At 68.7% G+C, this 17,139-nt stretch carries 17 protein-coding genes and 1 tRNA gene; 11 read left to right on the top strand and 7 right to left on the bottom strand.

What is annotated here, in order from left to right; all coding sequences use genetic code 11:
• Window positions 1-58: 58 nt before the first annotated feature.
• The 8 genes from hadA (at window position 59) to rplA (ending at window position 4,355) form a co-directional block, all read left to right on the top strand.
• A complete protein-coding gene (gene hadA, locus A5775_RS05140; RefSeq protein ID WP_369827779.1) occupies window positions 59-511 on the top strand; it encodes a (3R)-hydroxyacyl-ACP dehydratase subunit HadA in 453 nt (150 codons plus the stop codon).
• Entirely contained in the window at window positions 498-926 is a 429-nt protein-coding gene (gene hadB / locus A5775_RS05135) for a (3R)-hydroxyacyl-ACP dehydratase subunit HadB (RefSeq protein WP_067248540.1), read from the top strand. The genes hadA and hadB overlap by 14 nt, the downstream gene beginning before the upstream one ends.
• 3 nt (window positions 927-929) lie before the next feature.
• Window positions 930-1,430: a (3R)-hydroxyacyl-ACP dehydratase subunit HadC gene (gene hadC, locus A5775_RS05130; protein ID WP_067248537.1), complete on the top strand. Its 501-nt coding sequence runs from the start codon at window positions 930-932 to the stop codon at window positions 1,428-1,430.
• A 144-nt stretch (window positions 1,431-1,574) separates the two neighbouring features.
• Window positions 1,575-1,647: transfer RNA gene (locus A5775_RS05125), tRNA-Trp, on the top strand.
• A gap of 163 nt (window positions 1,648-1,810) precedes the next feature.
• On the top strand, window positions 1,811-2,254 hold the full coding sequence (gene secE / locus A5775_RS05120) for a preprotein translocase subunit SecE (RefSeq protein WP_067248534.1): 444 nt from the start codon (window positions 1,811-1,813) through the stop codon (window positions 2,252-2,254).
• 44 nt (window positions 2,255-2,298) lie between these two features.
• Window positions 2,299-3,102: a transcription termination/antitermination protein NusG gene (gene nusG, locus A5775_RS05115; protein WP_067248532.1), complete on the top strand. Its 804-nt coding sequence runs from the start codon at window positions 2,299-2,301 to the stop codon at window positions 3,100-3,102.
• A gap of 47 nt (window positions 3,103-3,149) precedes the next feature.
• Entirely contained in the window at window positions 3,150-3,578 is a 429-nt protein-coding gene (rplK, locus tag A5775_RS05110; RefSeq protein ID WP_067248529.1) for a 50S ribosomal protein L11, read from the top strand.
• 69 nt (window positions 3,579-3,647) lie between these two features.
• The gene (rplA, locus tag A5775_RS05105; protein ID WP_067248527.1) at window positions 3,648-4,355 is read left to right on the top strand and encodes a 50S ribosomal protein L1; all 708 of its coding nucleotides are present in this window, start codon (window positions 3,648-3,650) and stop codon (window positions 4,353-4,355) included.
• Window positions 4,356-4,429: 74 nt separating this feature from the next.
• On the opposite strand, the gene A5775_RS05100 is transcribed toward rplA, so the two are convergent.
• From A5775_RS05100 to A5775_RS05070, 7 genes are all read right to left on the bottom strand, one after another.
• Window positions 4,430-5,647, bottom strand: a complete 1,218-nt coding sequence (locus A5775_RS05100) for an RNA polymerase sigma factor (protein WP_067248524.1) — start codon at window positions 5,645-5,647, stop codon at window positions 4,430-4,432.
• A 4-nt stretch (window positions 5,648-5,651) separates the two neighbouring features.
• The gene (locus A5775_RS05095) at window positions 5,652-6,350 is read right to left on the bottom strand and encodes a YciI family protein (protein WP_067248976.1); all 699 of its coding nucleotides are present in this window, start codon (window positions 6,348-6,350) and stop codon (window positions 5,652-5,654) included.
• A gap of 94 nt (window positions 6,351-6,444) precedes the next feature.
• Window positions 6,445-7,341, bottom strand: a complete 897-nt coding sequence (mmaA4, locus tag A5775_RS05090; RefSeq protein WP_067248973.1) for a hydroxymycolate synthase MmaA4 — start codon at window positions 7,339-7,341, stop codon at window positions 6,445-6,447.
• Between the two features lie 164 nt (window positions 7,342-7,505).
• On the bottom strand, window positions 7,506-8,366 hold the full coding sequence (locus tag A5775_RS05085; protein WP_067248521.1) for a cyclopropane mycolic acid synthase family methyltransferase: 861 nt from the start codon (window positions 8,364-8,366) through the stop codon (window positions 7,506-7,508).
• Window positions 8,367-8,454: 88 nt separating this feature from the next.
• Complete coding sequence (locus tag A5775_RS05080) at window positions 8,455-9,303, bottom strand: alpha/beta fold hydrolase (protein WP_369827778.1); 849 nt, start codon at window positions 9,301-9,303, stop codon at window positions 8,455-8,457.
• A 66-nt stretch (window positions 9,304-9,369) separates the two neighbouring features.
• Complete coding sequence (locus A5775_RS05075; protein WP_067248516.1) at window positions 9,370-10,716, bottom strand: AarF/ABC1/UbiB kinase family protein; 1,347 nt, start codon at window positions 10,714-10,716, stop codon at window positions 9,370-9,372.
• A 40-nt stretch (window positions 10,717-10,756) separates the two neighbouring features.
• Window positions 10,757-11,341 carry a DinB family protein gene (locus A5775_RS05070; protein WP_067248513.1) on the bottom strand — a complete coding sequence of 195 codons (585 nt, stop codon included), beginning with the start codon at window positions 11,339-11,341 and terminating at the stop codon, window positions 10,757-10,759.
• Between the two features lie 61 nt (window positions 11,342-11,402).
• Here A5775_RS05070 and A5775_RS05065 point away from each other — a divergent pair, with 61 nt between their 5' ends.
• The 3 genes from A5775_RS05065 to A5775_RS05055 are packed head-to-tail and all read left to right on the top strand — an operon-like array spanning window position 11,403 to window position 17,124.
• The gene (locus A5775_RS05065; RefSeq protein WP_067248510.1) at window positions 11,403-15,584 is read left to right on the top strand and encodes an NEW3 domain-containing protein; all 4,182 of its coding nucleotides are present in this window, start codon (window positions 11,403-11,405) and stop codon (window positions 15,582-15,584) included.
• Window positions 15,581-16,198: a malonyl CoA-ACP transacylase gene (locus A5775_RS05060; protein ID WP_067248506.1), complete on the top strand. Its 618-nt coding sequence runs from the start codon at window positions 15,581-15,583 to the stop codon at window positions 16,196-16,198. Before A5775_RS05065 ends, A5775_RS05060 begins: the two co-directional genes overlap by 4 nt.
• Before the next feature lie 5 nt (window positions 16,199-16,203).
• Complete coding sequence (locus A5775_RS05055) at window positions 16,204-17,124, top strand: ROK family protein (RefSeq protein WP_067248503.1); 921 nt, start codon at window positions 16,204-16,206, stop codon at window positions 17,122-17,124.
• Window positions 17,125-17,139: the final 15 nt, after the last annotated feature.

The following is a 17,139-nucleotide window of genomic DNA, read 5'->3' as shown; positions in this document are numbered from 1 at the left end:
TTATTCCGATTGACTAGGTAGTTTAAGAACCGTGCCGTTAACCGAAAGCATCGTCGGGATGCACTACCGCTACCCCGATTATTACGAGGTCGAGCGGGAGAAGATCCGCGAGTACGCGGTCGCCGTGAAACACGACGACCCGGCGTTCTTTGAGGAGAAGGCGGCGGCCGACCTCGGCTATAAGGGGCTGCCCGCCCCCCTGACATTTGTCTGCGTGTTCGGCTACACGGCGCAGACCGCATTCTTCAAGCACGCCAACGTCGCCGTCCAGGACGCCCAGATCGTTCAGGTCGACCAGGTGCTGAAGTTCTTCGCGCCGCTGGTGGCCGGCGACAAGCTCTACTGCGACGTCTACGTGGACTCGGTGCGGGTGTCGCACGGCACCCAGATCATCGTTACCAAGAACGTCATCACCAATGAGGCCGGTGACGTCGTGCAAGAGACCTACACGACCCTGGCGGGCCGTGCCGGCGATGATGGAGATGAGGGATTTACTGATGCCACTGCGTGAGTTCAGCTCCGTGAAGGTGGGTGACCAGCTTCCAGAGAAGACCTACCCGCTGACCCGACAGGATCTGGTGAATTACGCGGGCGTATCTGGCGACCTGAACCCGATCCACTGGGACGACGAGATCGCCAAGGTCGTCGGTCTGGAGACCGCGATCGCGCACGGCATGCTCACCATGGGCATCGGCGGTGGCTACGTCACCTCGTGGATCGGCGACCCCGGCGCGGTCACCGAGTACAACGTGCGATTCACCGCCGTGGTGCCGGTGCCCAACGACGGCAAGGGTGCCGAACTGGTCTTCAGCGGCCGGGTGAAGTCGGCCGACCCGGAGACCAAGTCCGTGACCATCGCGCTCACGGCCACCACCGGCGGCAAGAAGATCTTCGGCAGGGCCATCGCGTCCGCGACCCTGGCATAGTGCATGGCGCTCAAAACAGACATCCGGGGAATGATCTGGCGCTACGCGGATTATTTTGTGGTGGGTCGTGAGCAACTCCGCGCGTTTGCGCAATCCATCAAGAACGACCATCCAGCGTATTTCGACGAAGACGCTGCCGCCGAACTCGGCCACAGTGCGATCGTGGCACCGCTGACCTTCGGGACGATCTTCGCCAAGCTGGTTCAGCTGGATTTCTTCCGGCATGTCGACATCGGCATGGAGACCATGGTGATCGTCCAGGTCGACCAGCGGTTCGTGTTCTCTATGCCGATCAAGGCCGGCGACAAGCTGTGGGCCCGGATGGAAATCCAATCGGTGGACGAGCGTTTCGGCGCCGACATCGTCGTCACCAAGAACATCTGCACCAACGAAGCTGGTGAGATCGTCATGGAGGCCTACACCACCTTGATGAGCCAGTACACCGACGGGTCCGCGAACCTCAAATGGGACGCCAACTCCGGACAGGTCGTCAGAACGGCGTAATTAGTATCTGACTCCTGCTGCGATGTACACTCGGACCTCGGGGTTTTCCCAGCACCAGCGCGCTTTCCGTGAGTCGAGCAATCGGAAGGCGCGCGTGTCATGTAAGCCCCGGTAGGTAAGCGCAGGTTGGCCTGCCAACCGCGAAGGGGCGTAGCTCAACTGGCAGAGCAGCGGTCTCCAAAACCGCAGGTTGCAGGTTCAAGTCCTGTCGCCCCTGCTGAAGACGGACGGGACACCGGCCGACGAGCGTCTGGAGACGATGCGGGCCCGGGGGCCTGAGGAGGAACCAGACAACAAGAATGTGCCATGGTGGACACTGGAAGAATGTGCCGCCACCGATGGGACGGCTTTCGGGGTACTAGCAAACAAAGGAGCGTGCGGTGAGCGACGAAGGCGATGTTGCCAACGACGCCACAAGCGACGGCACCCAGACCGAGGACGGCCGCGCGAGCGGCGGTCGGACGGCGGTGGTGACGCGGCCGCAGCGCCCGACCGGTAAGCGATCCCGGCAAAAACCGGCCGACGCCGACGCCGAGTCGCCGGACGAGATCGAGGGCTCCGGCAAGGAGAAGGCCAAGAAGGGCGCCAAAGCCAAGAAGGCCGCCAAGCCGAGGAAATCCGCGGACAGTCGGGCCAACCCGGTCGTGTTCGTCTACAACTACCTCAAGCAGGTCGTTGCGGAGATGCGGAAGGTCATCTGGCCCAACCGCAAGCAAATGCTCACGTACACCTCCGTTGTGCTGGTCTTCCTGGCCTTCATGGTGGCGCTGGTCGGCCTGGCGGATTTCGGCCTGACCAAGCTGGTGCTGTTGGTGTTCGGCTGAGCGAGTGACGCCGCTTTTCAAAGTGACAGAGAGGACTCACACCCGTGACTACCTTCGACGGTGACCCGTCCCCGGGTGACGCGGTCGACCTGAAAGAGACCACCGACGCCGAGGCTTCGGCGGCTTCTGAGGCTTCTGACGACACGGCGGCCCCCGCGGACTCCGAGGTCACCGAGGCGACCGCGGACGACGCCGCCGAGGCGCACGACGAGCCGGCCGAAGAGGCCGACCCGGCGGTCACGCTCAAGGCGGAACTGCGCAGCAAGCCCGGCGACTGGTATGTCATCCACTCCTACGCGGGATACGAGAACAAGGTCAAAGCCAACCTCGAAACGCGTGTGCAGAACCTCGACGTCGGGGACTACATCTTCCAGGTGGAAGTGCCGACCGAAGAGGTCACCGAGATCAAGAACGGCCAGCGCAAGCAGGTCAACCGCAAGGTGCTGCCCGGCTACATCCTGGTGCGCATGGATCTGACCGACGACTCGTGGGCCGCGGTGCGCAACACCCCCGGCGTCACCGGCTTCGTCGGGGCGACCTCGCGTCCGTCGGCGCTGACGCTCGACGACGTGGTGAAGTTCCTGCTGCCGCGCGGCGCGGCGAAGAAGGCCGCCAAGGGTGCGGCAACCACCGCCGCCGCCGCCGAGGTCGGCGGGCTGGAACGCCCGACCATCGAGGTCGACTACGAGGTCGGCGAGTCGGTCACCGTCATGGACGGCCCGTTTGCCACGCTGCCGGCCACGATCAACGAGGTCAACGCCGAACAGCAGAAGCTCAAGGTGCTGGTGTCGATCTTCGGCCGCGAAACCCCGGTCGAACTGACCTTCAGCCAAGTCTCCAAGCTCTAAACCGGCGCATTCGCCGGGCGTAAACCAGGAAGGAACAGCACAATCTCATGGCCCCGAAGAAGAAAGTCGTCGGGCTGATCAAGCTTCAGATCCAGGCGGGACAGGCCAACCCGGCGCCGCCGGTCGGGCCCGCGCTCGGTCAGCACGGCGTCAACATCATGGAGTTCTGCAAGGCATACAACGCCGCCACGGAGAACCAGCGCGGTCAGGTCATCCCGGTGGAGATCACGGTCTACGAGGACCGCAGCTTCACCTTCACGCTCAAGACGCCGCCCGCCGCCAAGCTGCTGCTCAAGGCCGCCGGCGTGGGCAAGGGCTCGGCCGAACCGCACAAGACCAAGGTCGCCAAGGTCACGTGGGATCAGGTCAAGGAGATCGCCGAGACCAAGAAGTCGGACCTGAACGCCAACGACATCGACGCGGCCGCCAAGATCATCGCGGGCACCGCCCGGTCGATGGGTATCACCGTCGAGTAATACCCGAACACCGTGGGAGGGCCAGCTTCGGCCCGATAACCACGACCCAACACCAGATTGGATGAATCAATGAGCAAGAACAGCAAGGCATACCGCGCCGCCGCCGAGAAGGTGGACCGCAACAGCCTCTACTCCCCGCTGGAAGCGGCCAAGCTCGCCAAGGAAACGTCGTCGAGCAAGCAGGACGCGACCGTCGAGGTGGCGATCCGGCTGGGCGTCGACCCGCGCAAGGCGGACCAGATGGTCCGCGGCACGGTCAACCTGCCGCACGGCACCGGCAAGACGGCCCGGGTCGTGGTGTTCGCGGTCGGCGACAAAGCGGACGCCGCCGTCGCCGCGGGCGCTGATGTGGTCGGCAGCGACGACCTGATCGAGAAGATTCAGGGCGGCTGGCTGGATTTCGACGCCGCGATCGCGACCCCGGACCAGATGGCCAAGGTCGGTCGCATCGCGCGGGTGCTCGGCCCGCGTGGCCTGATGCCCAACCCCAAGACCGGCACCGTCACCCCTGATGTCGCCAAGGCCGTGGCCGACATCAAGGGCGGCAAGATCAACTTCCGCATCGACAAGCAGGCCAACCTGCACTTCGTCATCGGCAAGGCCTCCTTCGACGAGAAGTCCCTCGCCGAGAACTACGGCGCCGCGCTCGACGAGGTGCTGCGGCTCAAGCCGTCCGCGTCGAAGGGCCGGTACCTGAAGAAGATCACCGTGTCGACGACGACGGGCCCGGGCATTCCGGTCGACCCGTCGGTCACCCGCAACTTCTCTGAGGCCTGATCTTTCGCGAGCAGACGCGAAAGCCCCTTTTTCTCGGCGCGTTGGGTGCTTTTGTGTCTGCTCGCGGGTGAGTGTTAACCCCCGCACTCGGCGATGCGTCGCTGCAGGAACGCGCGGCCCGGCTCAGATCCGTTGGACGCCAACGCCGCTCGGTACCACGTGAGCGCATCAGCCGGTCGGCCCGCGCGGCGCAGCAGGTCGGCGCGCACGGTCGCGACGAGGTTCGAGCGAACGAGCCGCGGATCGCCCGCCACGTTGTCCAGGGCGGCCAGGCCGGCGTCGGGACCGTCGCGAAACCCGATCGCCAGCGCGCGATTGGCCGCCACCACCGGGGAGCCGGTGATCCGCCATAGCCGGTCATAGGCCGAGCAGATGGTGACCCAATCGGTCTGTTCCCACGACGACGCCGTGGCATGCAGCGCGGCGATCACCGCCTGGGGCAGATAGGCGCCCGTCGAACCCTGGGCCCGCCGCAACCGGTCGAGCCCGCGGGCAATGCGTGCGCGGTCCCATCGGCGCCGGTCCTGATCCTCGAGCGGCACCAGCATCCCGGACTCGTCCACCCGGGTCGTGCGTCGCGAATCATGCAGCAGCATAAGGGCGGACAGCGCGTGCGCCTCCCGCTCCTCGGGCAGCAGGGCGCACAGCTCCCCGCCCAGCCGGATCCCCTCGTCGCACAGGTCGTCCCGGATGGCCGAGGGCCCCGCGGTCGACCAGTAGCCCTCGGTGAACACCAAGTAGACGCAACCGAGCACGTGCGGTGTGCGCTCGGGCAGCAGCTCGGCCGGTGGGACGCGCAGCGGGATGTTGGCGTGCCGAACCTTGTTCTTGGCGCGGGTGATTCGCTGGCCGATCGCCGTCTCGGTCTGCAGGAGCGCGCGGGCGATCTCGCCGACGGTCAGACCGGACACCAGCCGCAGCGTCAGCGCCAGTTGTGATTGCCGGTCCAGCGCCGGGTGTGCGCAGGTGAACATCATCCGCAACTCGTCATCGCGAACCGGATGCGGGTCGGTGCGCTCGGTGCGCGCCCTGATATCGTCCAGCACGGCCGCCAATTCCTTTCCGGGGCGCACGGATTCGCGTCGCAGGCGATCCCGGGCGCGGTTACGGCCAACGGTCACCAGCCACCCGCCCGGGTTGACGGGCATCCCGTCGCGCGGCCAGGTGCGCAGCGCTTCGGCGCAGGCCTCCTGGACGGCGTCCTCGGCGACGGTGAGGTCACCCGACCACCGCGCGAGCGCGGCCACGGCCGGGCCCCATTCCCGGCGGAAGACGCCGTCCAGGTCGGCCATCTGCTTACAGGCCGGAGACCCCCGCCAGCTGGCGCAGGTGCACTGCCGAGGCGGGGATCATCGATGCGATCTTGACGGCCTCGTCGCGATCCGCGGCGCTCAACAGGTAGATGCCCGTGGCGATTTCGGCGCCCTCCGCGTATGGCCCGTCGGTGATGAGGACCTCGCCGTCGCGCACCCGCACGGTCGTGGCCGTGGACCGGTCGTGCAGCGCGGCGCCGCCGATCACGTGATCACCGGCGGCGGCGTGCAGATCGACGTGCTTGGCCGCCACCGCCTCCCACTCGGGCGTGCCCGGCGTATGCGCGGATTCGGCGGGTTCGGCCAGCAGTGCGAGCCAGTCGTTGCCGGTGAGCGCGCGGGACGGCTCGACGGCGTGGACCACCGGCCACAGCTCCACCGCGCCGAACGCGGCGACCGGGACATCGCGCGCCAGTGCCAGCGCCTCGTCGAGGTTTTCGGCTTCGAAGACGTAATAACCGCAAGCCACCTCGGCGGCCTCGGCGAAGGGCCCGTCGGTGACCGTCGGCGCATCCGGACCGCCGGTGATGGCCACCGCGTCCGCGGCGGGCGCCAGCGCGTCACCGGCTTTGATCGCCGGCCCGGCTTTGGCGTGAAAGCTCTCGAATGCTGCCATCGCGGCGGCGGCATCGTCGGGCGTACGGTCTTGCTCGTTGCTGATCAACAAGGCGAAGTACTGCATGGTCGTCACCTCCGGTAGTGAGCGAAGCCGTCTGCTCCACTCTCTACCTACTCGACGAACCGCGCAGCGCCAATCCGACAGACGCTGCGGAAATTCAGGCGGCCGCGCCCGGCTTGACGTAGGTCACCAGGCTGACGTCGAGCATCTCGTCACCGAAATAGTGCTCGCAGCCGCGCAGGTACTTGATGTAGCGGTTGTACACCTCTTCGGAGGTGACCTCGATGGCCTTATCCCGGTTGGACTCGAGTGTGTCACCCCAGATGTGCAGGGTCTTGATGTAGTGCGGCCGCAGCGAAAGCGGTTCGGGCACAACGAAACCAGCCTTCACGCCGTGATCGACCATCATCTGGGTGGTGGGCAGCCGGCCGCCGGGGAAGATCTCGGTGACGATGAACTTGATGAACCGCGCCGTCTCGAAGCTCAGCTTCTTGCCGCGCGCGGCCAGGTCGTACGGGTGGTAGCTGACACTGCTCTGGACGGTCATCCGGCCGTCGTCGGGCATGATGTCGAAGGTCCGCTTGAAGAAGTCGTCGTAGTTTTCGTGACCGAAGTGCTCGAAGGCCTCGATCGACACGATGCGGTCGACCGGCTCGGAGAAGTCCTCCCAGTTCTGCAGCCGCACCTCACGCGAGCGGCCGCTGTCGATCGAGCCGAGCAACTCCCGGCTGCGCGCGTGCTGGTTCTTGGACAGGGTCAGGCCGATGACGTTGACGTCGAACCGCTCGACGGCGCGTTTCATGGTGGTGCCCCAGCCGCAGCCGATGTCCAGCAGGGTCATGCCCGGCTTGAGGTCCAGCTTGTCGAGGTTGAGGTCGATCTTGGCGTACTGGGCGTCTTCCAGGCTCATGTTGTCGCGCTCGAAGTAGGCGCAGCTGTAGATCCGCGACGGGTCCTGGAACAGGCCGAAGAAATCGTCGGAGACGTCGTAATGCGCCTGAATGTCCTCCGAGCGCGTCCGCGTCTTCGTCGGGCCAGTCGGTTGCTCAGCCATTTTGGTCCTGTTCTCCTGGATGACGATCACTGCCTATATCCACGCACGGATCGAGGGGTCTCGTGTGACCAGCAACGATACCCAACGTCGAGGCATCGGTTCCTAAGGGTGCAGCGCGCGTCGCGGGGCCGACCGCGGAGGCAAAGTCTACTTTTCCGCCGACGCTACTTCGTCAGCGTGTACTGGGCCACGTTGGAGATGCCTTTGCGGAACAGGCCGGCGCAACCGGTCAGGTAGCGCATGAAGCGGTCGTAGACCTCTTCGGACTGCAGGGCGATCGCGCGTTCGCGATTGGCCTCCAGGTTGGCCGCCCAGGTGTCCAGCGTCCGGGCATAGTGCGGCTGCAGGTATTGCGTCTGCTCGAGCGAGAAACCGCTGGCCCGCGAAAGGTCGACGATGTCGGATTCGCCGCACATCTGCCCGCCGGGAAAAATTTCCTTGCCGAGGAAGTGCAGGAAACGCAGGTCGGTCATCGTGATTTTGATGCCGACTTCTTTCCAGTGCGACTGCGGATACGTGAATATGCTGTGCATCAGCATCCGGCTGTCGTTGGGGAGGGTCTCGTAGGCCCAATCCCAGAACGCGGGCCAACGTTCCTTTTTGAATGCGTCGAAGGCCTCGAAGCTGATGATCCGATCGACGTGCTCGTCGAACTCTTCCCAGCCCTGCAGCCGGGCCTCGGCTCGCCGCGTTGTCGGGATCGCGGCCAGCTTCGCTTTGGTGCGCGCGTAGTGGTTGCGGCTGAGCGTGATGCCGATGACGTTCACGTCGTACTTCTCCAGCGCCCGGACCACGGCCGCGCCCCAGCCGCACCCGACGTCGAGCAGCGTCATGCCCGGCTCGAGGTTCAGCTTGTCCAGTCCCAGATCCAGCTTGGCCAGCTGTGCCTGTTCCAGCGTCATGTCGTCGTCTTTGAAATAGGCGCAGGTGTACACCATGTTGGGGTCGAGAAACAACGCGAAGAAGTCGTCCGAAATGTCGTAGGTTGCCTGCGACTCTTCGTAATACGGCTCCAGCTTCACCATTGCTACACCCACCCTCCTTCGACAACCGTACAACCCGCCGCCTTGGACTGGAAATGCGGGGAAATGTTTCTACGGCATGCTTTTTGGCTCAATACGCCTCGCCGAAGTTGCTTGTCAGTACGCCAACCACCTGATCCCACAACTGCTGTGGCAGATCATGACCCATCCCGTCGAATAACACCAATCGGGCGCCGTCGATGGCCCGCGCCACCGCGCGGCCGCCGAACGGCCGCATCAATTTGTCCGCCCGGCCGTGGATCACCACGGTGGGGGCGATGGTCCCGCGGTTGTAGCGCCGCAGGCTGCCGCTGCCCAGCACCGCGGCGAAATGCCGCGCGACGCCCTGCGGGTAGTAGTTGCGGTCGTACCCCTCGGCGGCCTCGGCGCGGGCCCGCTCGTCGGGCAACCGGTAGCGCGGGCTCCCGATGATCTTGCCGACCCGCACCGCGTTGTCGATGATCACCTCGCGCGGCGAGTTCGGCGCCGGCCCCTTCAGCAGCGCCAGCAACGCCCGCGGTGCCGGCGGCGGTAGCAGGGCCGAATTGTTGCTGGAGAAGATGATCGCCAGGGTGGTGGTCCGCTCACGGAACCGTGCGGCGAAGATCTGGGCGATCATGCCGCCCATCGACGCGCCCACGATGTGGGCGCGGTCGATGCCCAGATGATCCAGCACGGCCGCGGCGTCGTCGGCCATGTCCTCGAGCTTGTACGTCGCCTGGCTGGGCAGACCCAGCCAGGACCGGGCCAGCCGCGTCGCCAGCGGCTGTCCCGCGCTGACATGCCGGGTCTTGCTGGACAGGCCGACGTCGCGGTTGTCGTACCGGATGACCCGCAGGCCGCGGTCGACCAGCTTTTCGCAGAACGCGGTCCGCCACAGCACCAGCTGGGCCCCCAGCCCCATGATGAGCAGGACGGGCGGGTCGTCGATGTCGCCCATGTCCTCGTAGTACAGCTTCAGGTCGCCTGATATGGCGTGTCCCGTGCGGACCTGCACCGCGCGCTCCTATACCTCGACGTCGGAGGAGTGTTCGCGGCTGACTTCGACCATGAAGTTCGCGAAATACCCCGTCAATTGCGGATCCGCCATCATCTGCCAGCTGGGTGCCAGCAGCTTCATGTAGCGCTCGACATAGAGGAATTGCTTGCCGATCAGCACCAGCTCGCGCGGCAGCTTGACGTCGTAGGCGTCCGCCAGCGTCGACAGCTGGCGGCCGATGTCGGCGTACGACATGTCGCCCAGCGTCGACATGGTCAGCGGGGTGGCGAACTTTTCCAGATCCTTGGCGGCCTCGGCTTCGGGCTTCATGGTGCCGACGGCGCCCATCAGCACCACGATCTTGCCCGCCGCGGCGTGGTCCTTCTTGACCAGCAGCGCGTACACCAATTCGCGCAGCAGCCACCTGGTGCGGGGATCGATGCGGCCCATGATGCCGAAGTCGAAGAAGACGATGCGGCCCTGCTCGTCGACGTAGAGGTTGCCCGCATGCAGGTCGCCGTGGAACAGCCCGTGCCGCAGCCCGCCTTCGAAAAGCGAGAACAGCAGCGCCTTGACCAGCTCGACGCCCTCGAACCCCGCCTTGCGGATGGCGGCGACGTCGTCGATGCGGATGCCGGACACCCGCTCCATCGTCAGCACCCGGTCACTGGTGAAGTCCCAATAGACCTGCGGCACCCGGATGTTGCGGCCCAGCGGGGAGGCGTGCAGGTGCGACACCCACGCTTCCATCGACTGCGCCTCCAGCCGGAAATTCAGCTCCTCGGCCAGGTTGTCGGAGAAGTCGGCGACGACGTCCTGCGCGGACAGCCGCCGGCCCAGCTTGGCCACCTCGACGGCCTGGGCGAAGCGCTTGAGAATCTGCAGGTCGGCGGCGACCCGGCGGCGAATGCCCGGCCGCTGGATCTTGACGACGACCTCCTCACCGCTGTGCAGGGTCGCGTAGTGCACCTGGGCGATCGAGGCCGACGCGAACGGCACCTCGTCCCAGCTGGCGAACAGCTCGGACGGGTCGCCCCCGAGCTCCTCGATGAACAGCTTGTGCACCTCGCCGGGGTCGGCGGGCGGCACCCGGTCCAGCAGGCCGCGGAACTCCCGGGACAGCGATTCGCCGAACGCCCCGGGGCTGGACGCGATGATCTGCCCGAACTTGACGTACGTCGGTCCCAGGTCGGCGAAGGTCTGGGGGAGCTGTTTGATCACCTTCTGCTGCCACCGCCCCCGGCCGGGCAGCGCGGTGACGATGCGAGCGGCGAAGCGGGTGGCCTGCCAACCTGTCACCGCTACCCGGGCCGCTTCGACCGGCAACGGCACCCGGTCGAGCTTGGCCACGTCGCGATGTTTGGTAGAACTCATTCCAGCAGTCTGCCAAATCGGTACTGGCAAGTCCCAATCTCTACCGGGGCCGATCCCCGCTTCGCCACGGCTGCACCCACCCCTGGATCGACCAGCCCTCGAGTCCGGCGATCAGCTCATACATGGTGGCGCCGTCGATCGTCTCTCGGATGATGTCGGCATGCCCGGCGTGCCGCGCCAGCTCATTGATCACGTGCAGGATCACCCAGCGCACCGACCACGCCTGCTGGTCCTTGGGGAACCACGGGATGTCCCGCGGCACGGGCACCGCGGCGTCGAGGTCCGCGGTCTCGGCTAGCCGCAACGTCGTCGCGTTCTGCGTCTCGAACGCCCGCAGCAGCCCGTCCAGCGTCTCGTCGGGCGCCATCACGTGCTGGTCCGCGAACTCCTTGCTGATCTGGTCGAACGGGCGGGTGTCTTTCGGCGGCGCGTCGGGCGCGGCGGCGACGCGCGCCATCCAGCTGCGCTGCATCCCGGTGGCGTGCTTGATCAGCCCGCCGATCGACAACGCACTGACCGAGGGCGTGGACCGGGCCTGTTCGTCGGTGAGGCCGAGTGACACGGCGAAGTACGCGCTCTGGTGGAACGCGAGGAATTCGCGCAGGGCGCTGCGTTCGTCGGCCACTGGCCGGGCGAGGGCGGGCATTGTCCGATCGTAGTTCGCTCTCACGCCGTAAAGTGCGGGGATGCAGCTGGTTTCGGCGCACGCGACCGAGCTTTTCGTCGGGCCGCCGGACGTCCCGCTGCAGCTGGTGCGGGTCACGGTCGAGGGGTGCGCCGCGCCGACGCCGATCCGCGTCGACGGCGACGGGCTGAGCGGGGAGGTCCTCGCCGAGCCCGGCCGCGACGTGATCGAGGTCCCGGTCGACGTGCGGCGTCCCGTGGTGGGCGAGCGACGGTCCGCGCAGGTGCGCGCCGGCGGCGCCCACCTGCCGTTCGACTTCATCATCGCCGAGCCCGGCTGGACCATGTTCATGGTCAGTCACTTCCACTACGACCCGGTGTGGTGGAACACGCAGGGCGCCTACACCAGCGCATGGACCGAGGACCCGCCGGGGCGGGCCCGGCAGACCAACGGCTTCGAGCTCGTGCACGCACACCTGGAGATGGCGCGCCGCGAGCCCGAATACAAGTTCGTGCTCGCCGAGGTGGATTACCTCAAGCCGTACTGGGACACCCGCCCCGAAGACCGCGCCGACCTGCGCCGGCTCATCGCGCAGGGCCGCGTCGAGGTGATGGGCGGCACCTACAACGAACCCAACACCAACCTCACCAGCCCGGAAACGACGATCCGAAACCTGGTGCACGGCATGGGTTTCCAGCGCGGCGTGCTGGGTGCCGACCCGGCGACCGCGTGGCAGCTGGACGTGTTCGGCCACGACCCGCAGTTCCCGGGGCTGGCCGCCGACGCCGGACTGACGTCGAGTTCGTGGGCGCGGGGACCGCACCACCAGTGGGGCCCGATGCACAGCGACGGCGGCCTGGGCGGCATGCAGTTCTGCAGCGAGTTCGAGTGGATCTCGCCGTCGGGTCGCGGCCTGCTCACCCACTACATGCCCGCGCACTACTCGGCGGGCTGGTGGATGGACTCCGCGACGTCGCTGAGCGACGCCGAGGACGCCACGTACGAGCTGTTCGATCAGCTCAAAAAGGTGGCGCTGACCCGCAACGTGCTGCTGCCCGTCGGCACCGACTACACCCCACCCAACACGTGGGTCACCGCGATCCATCGCGACTGGGCGGCCCGCTACACCTGGCCGCGATTCAGGTGCGCCCTGCCGCGCGAGTTCTTCGCGGCGGTCCGCGCGGAGCTGGCGCAGCGCGGTTGCGCGCCGTCACCGCAGACCCGGGACATGAACCCGATCTACACCGGCAAGGACGTGTCCTACATCGACACCAAGCAAGCCAACCGGGCCGCGGAGAACGCCGTCTTGGCCGCCGAGCGCTTCGCGGTGTTCGCGGCGCTGATGGCCGGCGCCCACTACCCGCATGCCGCCCTGGCCAAGGCGTGGGTGCAGCTGGCCTACGGCGCACACCACGACGCGATCACCGGCTCGGAATCCGACCAGGTCTACCTCGACCTGCTGACTGGCTGGCGCGACGCGTGGGAGTTGGGCCGCGCGGCCCGGGACAACTCGCTGGCGCTGCTGTCCGGTGCGGTCGAGGGGGACGTGGTCGTGTGGAACCCGCTGGCCCACCGGCGCGACGACCTCGTCACCGCCCGGGTCGACCCGCCGCTGCGCGCGGGCGTGCGGGTGCTGGACGCCGACGGCGCCGAGCTGCCCGCGCTTGTCGAGCACGGCGGCAGCTCGGTCACCTGGCTGGCCCGCGACGTCCCGTCGCTGGGCTGGCGGGCCTATCGGCTGGTTCCCACCGATGACGGGGCGCGCGGCTGGGCGCCGGCGCCGGGAGCGGTGATCGCCAACGAGCACTACCGGCTCGAGGTCGACGCGGCCCGCGGCGGGGCGGTCGCCTCGCTGATCGACGACGGCCGCGAGCTGATCGCCGAGGGCCGGGTGGGCAACGAGCTCGCCGTCTACGAGGAATACCCGTCGCACCCGAGCCAGGGCGAGGGCCCGTGGCATCTGCTGCCCAGGGGGCCGGTGGTGTGTTCGTCGGAATCGCGGGCGCGGGTGCAGGCCTACCACGGTCCGCTCGGCCAGCGGGTGGTGGTGCGCGGCCGGATCGGCACGCTGCTGCGTTACACCAAAACCCTGACGCTGTGGCGGGGAGTCCCGCGGGTGGACTGCCGCACCACGATCGACGAGTTCACCGGCGCCGATCAGCTGGTGCGGCTGCGCTGGCCGTGCCCGGTGCCGGGCGCCATGCCGGTCAGCGAGGTAGGCGACGCCGTCGTCGGCCGGGGGTTCGCGCTGCTGCACGCCGCCCCCGACGGCTCCCGCTCGGTGGACACCGCCCGGCACCTCTGGACGTTGGACAACCCCGCGTACGGCTGGTTCGGCCTGTCCTCGGCGGCCCGGGTCCGGGTGTCGGGGGCCGGTGTGCGGGCGATCTCGGTCGCCGAGGTGGTGTCGCCGGCGGAGACGATGTCCGCGCCGCTGGCCCGCGAGCTGATGGTGGCGCTGGTCCGCGCCGGCGTCACGGCCACCTGCAGCGCCGCGGACAAGCCGCGCTACGGCCACCTCGAGGTGGATTCCAACCTGCCCGACGTGCGGATCGCGCTGGGCGGGCCGGGTCGCAACGCCTTCACCAAGGATGTGCTGGCCCACGCCGATCCGATGTACGCCACCGAACTGGACCGCCAGCTGGCGGCGACCGGCCGGGCCAGGGTGTGGGTGCCCGCCGAGACGCCGCTGGCCGCGGTGTGGGCGCCCGGCGCCGACCTGCGCGGACTGCGGGCGCTGCCGGTGCTGGTGATCGACGGCCGCGACGAGCAGGGCCTGCGGGCGGGGATCGCGTCGGTGGCCGAGGACCTGCGTGACGCCGAGATCGTCGTCGCGCAGCAACACCCGTCGGGAGCGGATGCGTTCGAGGATCGCACCGTCGCCCTGCTCAACCGGGGGGTGCCCAGCTTCGCCGTCGACACCGAGGGCACCCTGCACACCGCGCTGATGCGCTCCTGCACCGGCTGGCCGTCGGGCATCTGGATCGACGACCCGCGCCGCACCGCGCCGGACGGCTCCAACTTCCAGCTTCAGCACTGGACCCATGATTTCGACTACGCCTTAGTCAGCGGACGGGGCGACTGGCGGCGCGCCGAAATCCCCGCCCGCAGCGCGCAGTTCTCCCAGCCGCTCCTCGCCGTCGCCGGGGGCCGGGGCCCCGGCGCGCTGCCGCCGGCCGGTTCGCTGCTACACGTCGAGCAGGCCGAATCGGTGCACCTGGCGGCCCTCAAGGCGGCCGGCAATCCACTGACCGCGGGCAGCGCGGCGCCGCTCGACCCCAACGCGGTCGCGCTGCGGTTGGTGGAAACGACCGGTGCGGCCACCCGCGTCGTCCTCGGCTCGGACTTCGCGGCGATCGGCGAGCTGCGGCGCGCCGATCTCCTGGAACGCCCAGCCGAGCGCCTGGATTCGGTCGACCTGCACGGCTACCAGGTGGCGACCGTGCTCGCCCGCCTCGACACGCCCGCCGCGCCGTCGCCCGCCGTCGGGCTGGCACCGCAGGCCGAGGTTGCCCAACCCCTGTACGCCCGCTACTGGCTGCACAACCGGGGCCCCGCGCCGCTCGGTGGGTTGCCGGCGGTCGCCCACCTGCACCCGACGCTGATCAGCGCGCAGCCCGGCGCCCAGGTGACCATGCGTCTCACCGCGGCCAGCGACTGCAGCGACGCCACGCTGCGCGGCGCGGTCGTCCTGGCGTGTCCGGACGGCTGGTCTGCCGCACCGGCGGAGCTGCCCTTCACCCTGTGCAGCGGCGGCCACCTGGAGGCCGACGTGGTGGTGTCGGTCCCGGCCCGCGCCGCACCGGGTCTCTACCCGGTCCGGGCCGAGCTGCGCCTCACCGGGGATGAAATCCCGGCCCCCTGGCGGCAGGGGGTGGAGGACGTGTGCGTGGTGACCGTGGGCGGCGGGCCGGTCGACCCCGGCGAGCTGGTCTACCTTGCCGACGGGCCCACCGGGGTCACGTTGCGGCCCGGCGAAGCGGGTGACCTGACCGTCACCGTCGGTACCCACGGCCGGGCCGACCTGACGCTCGAGGCGCATCTGATCAGCCCCTGGGGCACGTGGGAATGGATGGGCCCCGCCGCGCTCGGCGCGGTGCTGCCCGCCCGCGGCACCGTCGACCTCGACTTCCGCCTGACCCCGCCGCCCTGGCTGGAACCCGGCCAGTGGTGGGCGCTGGTCCGCATCGGCTGCGCCGGGCGGCTGGTCTACTCGCCCGCGGTACAGGTGACGGTGACATGAGCGGCCGGCCGATCGCGACCGTCGCCGGCGTCCCCGTGTCGTCCGCTGTCCTCGACGCCGCCGAAAACCGGTTGCGCGCCGCGCGGGGAGCGGGCGCGCTGCCGGCCGGCGGCACCCGGGAGGGCCGCCAGCTGCGGCGCTGGCTGACCCAACTGATCGTGACCCAACGCGTGGTCGCCGCGGAGGCGGGCGCGCGGGGGCTGACCCCGCGCGGCGCGCCGTCCGAGGCCGAGCTGCTGCCCGACGCGACCGCACGGCTCGAGATCGGCAGCATCGCCGCGGCCGTGCTGGCCGATCCGCGCGCCCGGGCGCTGTTCGCCGATGTCACCGCCGCGGTGCAGGTCAGCGACGACCAGGTGGCCGCCTATCACGCCCGCAACCCGCTGCGGTTCGCCACGACCCGAGGGGGCCAAAATGGCTGGCGCACAACGGCGTCGGCCGCGCCACCGCTGCGCGAGGTGGGATCGGTGATCGCCGAGCATCTGCGCGGTGCCGCGCGGCGGCGCGCCTTCCGGCTGTGGCTGGACGCTCGGCGCGCCGAGCTGGTGCGGCTCGCGCCGGGCCACGAGCACCCCGGCGACCCCCGTCAACCCGACAACACCCACCGGCACTGAACGCCATGCGTACCCTCTGTCTGGACATCGGCGGCACCAAAATCGCTGCCGCACTGGTCGATTCGGGCGGTGCGCTGGTGTACACGGCGGTCCGCCCCACCCCGGTCACCACCTGCGCCGACGACGTGTGGGCCGTCGTCGAAGCGATGATCACCGACGCGGTCCGGGCGGCGGACGGCGCGGTCGCCGCCGTCGGCATCGCGTCGGCCGGGCCCGTCGACCTGCGCACCGGGTCGGTCAGCCCGATCAACATCGGGAGCTGGGACCGTTTCCCGCTGCGCGACAAGGTCGCGGCCACGGTGCCGGGGTTGCCGGTCGTGCTGGGCGGCGACGGTGTGTGTATGGCGTTGGGGGAGCACTGGATCGGGGCGGGCCGCAGCGCCGGCCCGGACGCCCGGTTCCTGCTGGGCATGGTGGTTTCCACCGGGGTGGGCGGCGGCCTGGTGCTCGACGGCGCCCCCTACACCGGGCGCACCGGCAACGCCGGTCACGTCGGGCACGTCGTGGTCGAACTGGACGGCGCGCCGTGCACGTGCGGTGGCCACGGCTGCGTGGAGACGGTGGCGTCCGGACCGTGGATGGTGCGCTGGGCGCGGGAAAACGGGTGGTCCGCGCCGCCCGGGGCGGGCGCCAGCGACCTGGCCGTCGCGGCGGCGGCCGGAGACCCGTTGGCTCAGCGGGCGTTTCACCGATCGGCCAACGCGCTCGCCGCGATGATCGCCTCGGTCGGGGCGGTCTGCGATCTGGACCTCGTCGTGATCGGGGGAGGGGTGGCCAAATCCGGGCCGCTGCTCTTCGACCCGTTACGGGCCAAGCTGGCCGACTACGCCGGGCTGGATTTCTTGTCCGGGCTGCGGGTGGTGCCCGGGCAGCTCGGCGGTGCAGCCGGTCTGATCGGGGCAGCCCGGCTCGCGGCCCTCAGCTGACGCGCCGCAGGCCGC

Source organism: Mycobacterium sp. 852002-10029_SCH5224772, assembly GCF_001667315.1.
Taxonomy (GTDB): domain Bacteria; phylum Actinomycetota; class Actinomycetes; order Mycobacteriales; family Mycobacteriaceae; genus Mycobacterium.
The sequence above is the reverse complement of the archived record's forward strand: the minus strand, read 5'-3'. Positions and strand labels throughout refer to the sequence as shown.

What these genes read in the sequence shown, in the direction of transcription:
- hadA (WP_369827779.1), top strand. Translation starts at nt 59, where the DNA reads ATGCACTACCGCTACCCCGATTATTACGAGGTCGAGCGGGAGAAGATC.
- hadB (WP_067248540.1), top strand. Translation starts at nt 498, where the DNA reads ATGCCACTGCGTGAGTTCAGCTCCGTGAAGGTGGGTGACCAGCTTCCA.
- hadC (WP_067248537.1), top strand. Translation starts at nt 930, where the DNA reads ATGGCGCTCAAAACAGACATCCGGGGAATGATCTGGCGCTACGCGGAT.
- rplK (WP_067248529.1), top strand. Translation starts at nt 3,150, where the DNA reads ATGGCCCCGAAGAAGAAAGTCGTCGGGCTGATCAAGCTTCAGATCCAG.
- rplA (WP_067248527.1), top strand. Translation starts at nt 3,648, where the DNA reads ATGAGCAAGAACAGCAAGGCATACCGCGCCGCCGCCGAGAAGGTGGAC.
- A5775_RS05100 (WP_067248524.1), bottom strand. Translation starts at nt 5,647, where the DNA reads ATGGCCGACCTGGACGGCGTCTTCCGCCGGGAATGGGGCCCGGCCGTG.
- A5775_RS05095 (WP_067248976.1), bottom strand. Translation starts at nt 6,350, where the DNA reads ATGCAGTACTTCGCCTTGTTGATCAGCAACGAGCAAGACCGTACGCCC.
- mmaA4 (WP_067248973.1), bottom strand. Translation starts at nt 7,341, where the DNA reads ATGGCTGAGCAACCGACTGGCCCGACGAAGACGCGGACGCGCTCGGAG.
- A5775_RS05085 (WP_067248521.1), bottom strand. Translation starts at nt 8,366, where the DNA reads ATGGTGAAGCTGGAGCCGTATTACGAAGAGTCGCAGGCAACCTACGAC.
- A5775_RS05080 (WP_369827778.1), bottom strand. Translation starts at nt 9,303, where the DNA reads ATGGGCGACATCGACGACCCGCCCGTCCTGCTCATCATGGGGCTGGGG.
- A5775_RS05075 (WP_067248516.1), bottom strand. Translation starts at nt 10,716, where the DNA reads ATGAGTTCTACCAAACATCGCGACGTGGCCAAGCTCGACCGGGTGCCG.
- A5775_RS05065 (WP_067248510.1), top strand. Translation starts at nt 11,403, where the DNA reads ATGCAGCTGGTTTCGGCGCACGCGACCGAGCTTTTCGTCGGGCCGCCG.
- A5775_RS05060 (WP_067248506.1), top strand. Translation starts at nt 15,581, where the DNA reads ATGAGCGGCCGGCCGATCGCGACCGTCGCCGGCGTCCCCGTGTCGTCC.
- A5775_RS05055 (WP_067248503.1), top strand. Translation starts at nt 16,204, where the DNA reads ATGCGTACCCTCTGTCTGGACATCGGCGGCACCAAAATCGCTGCCGCA.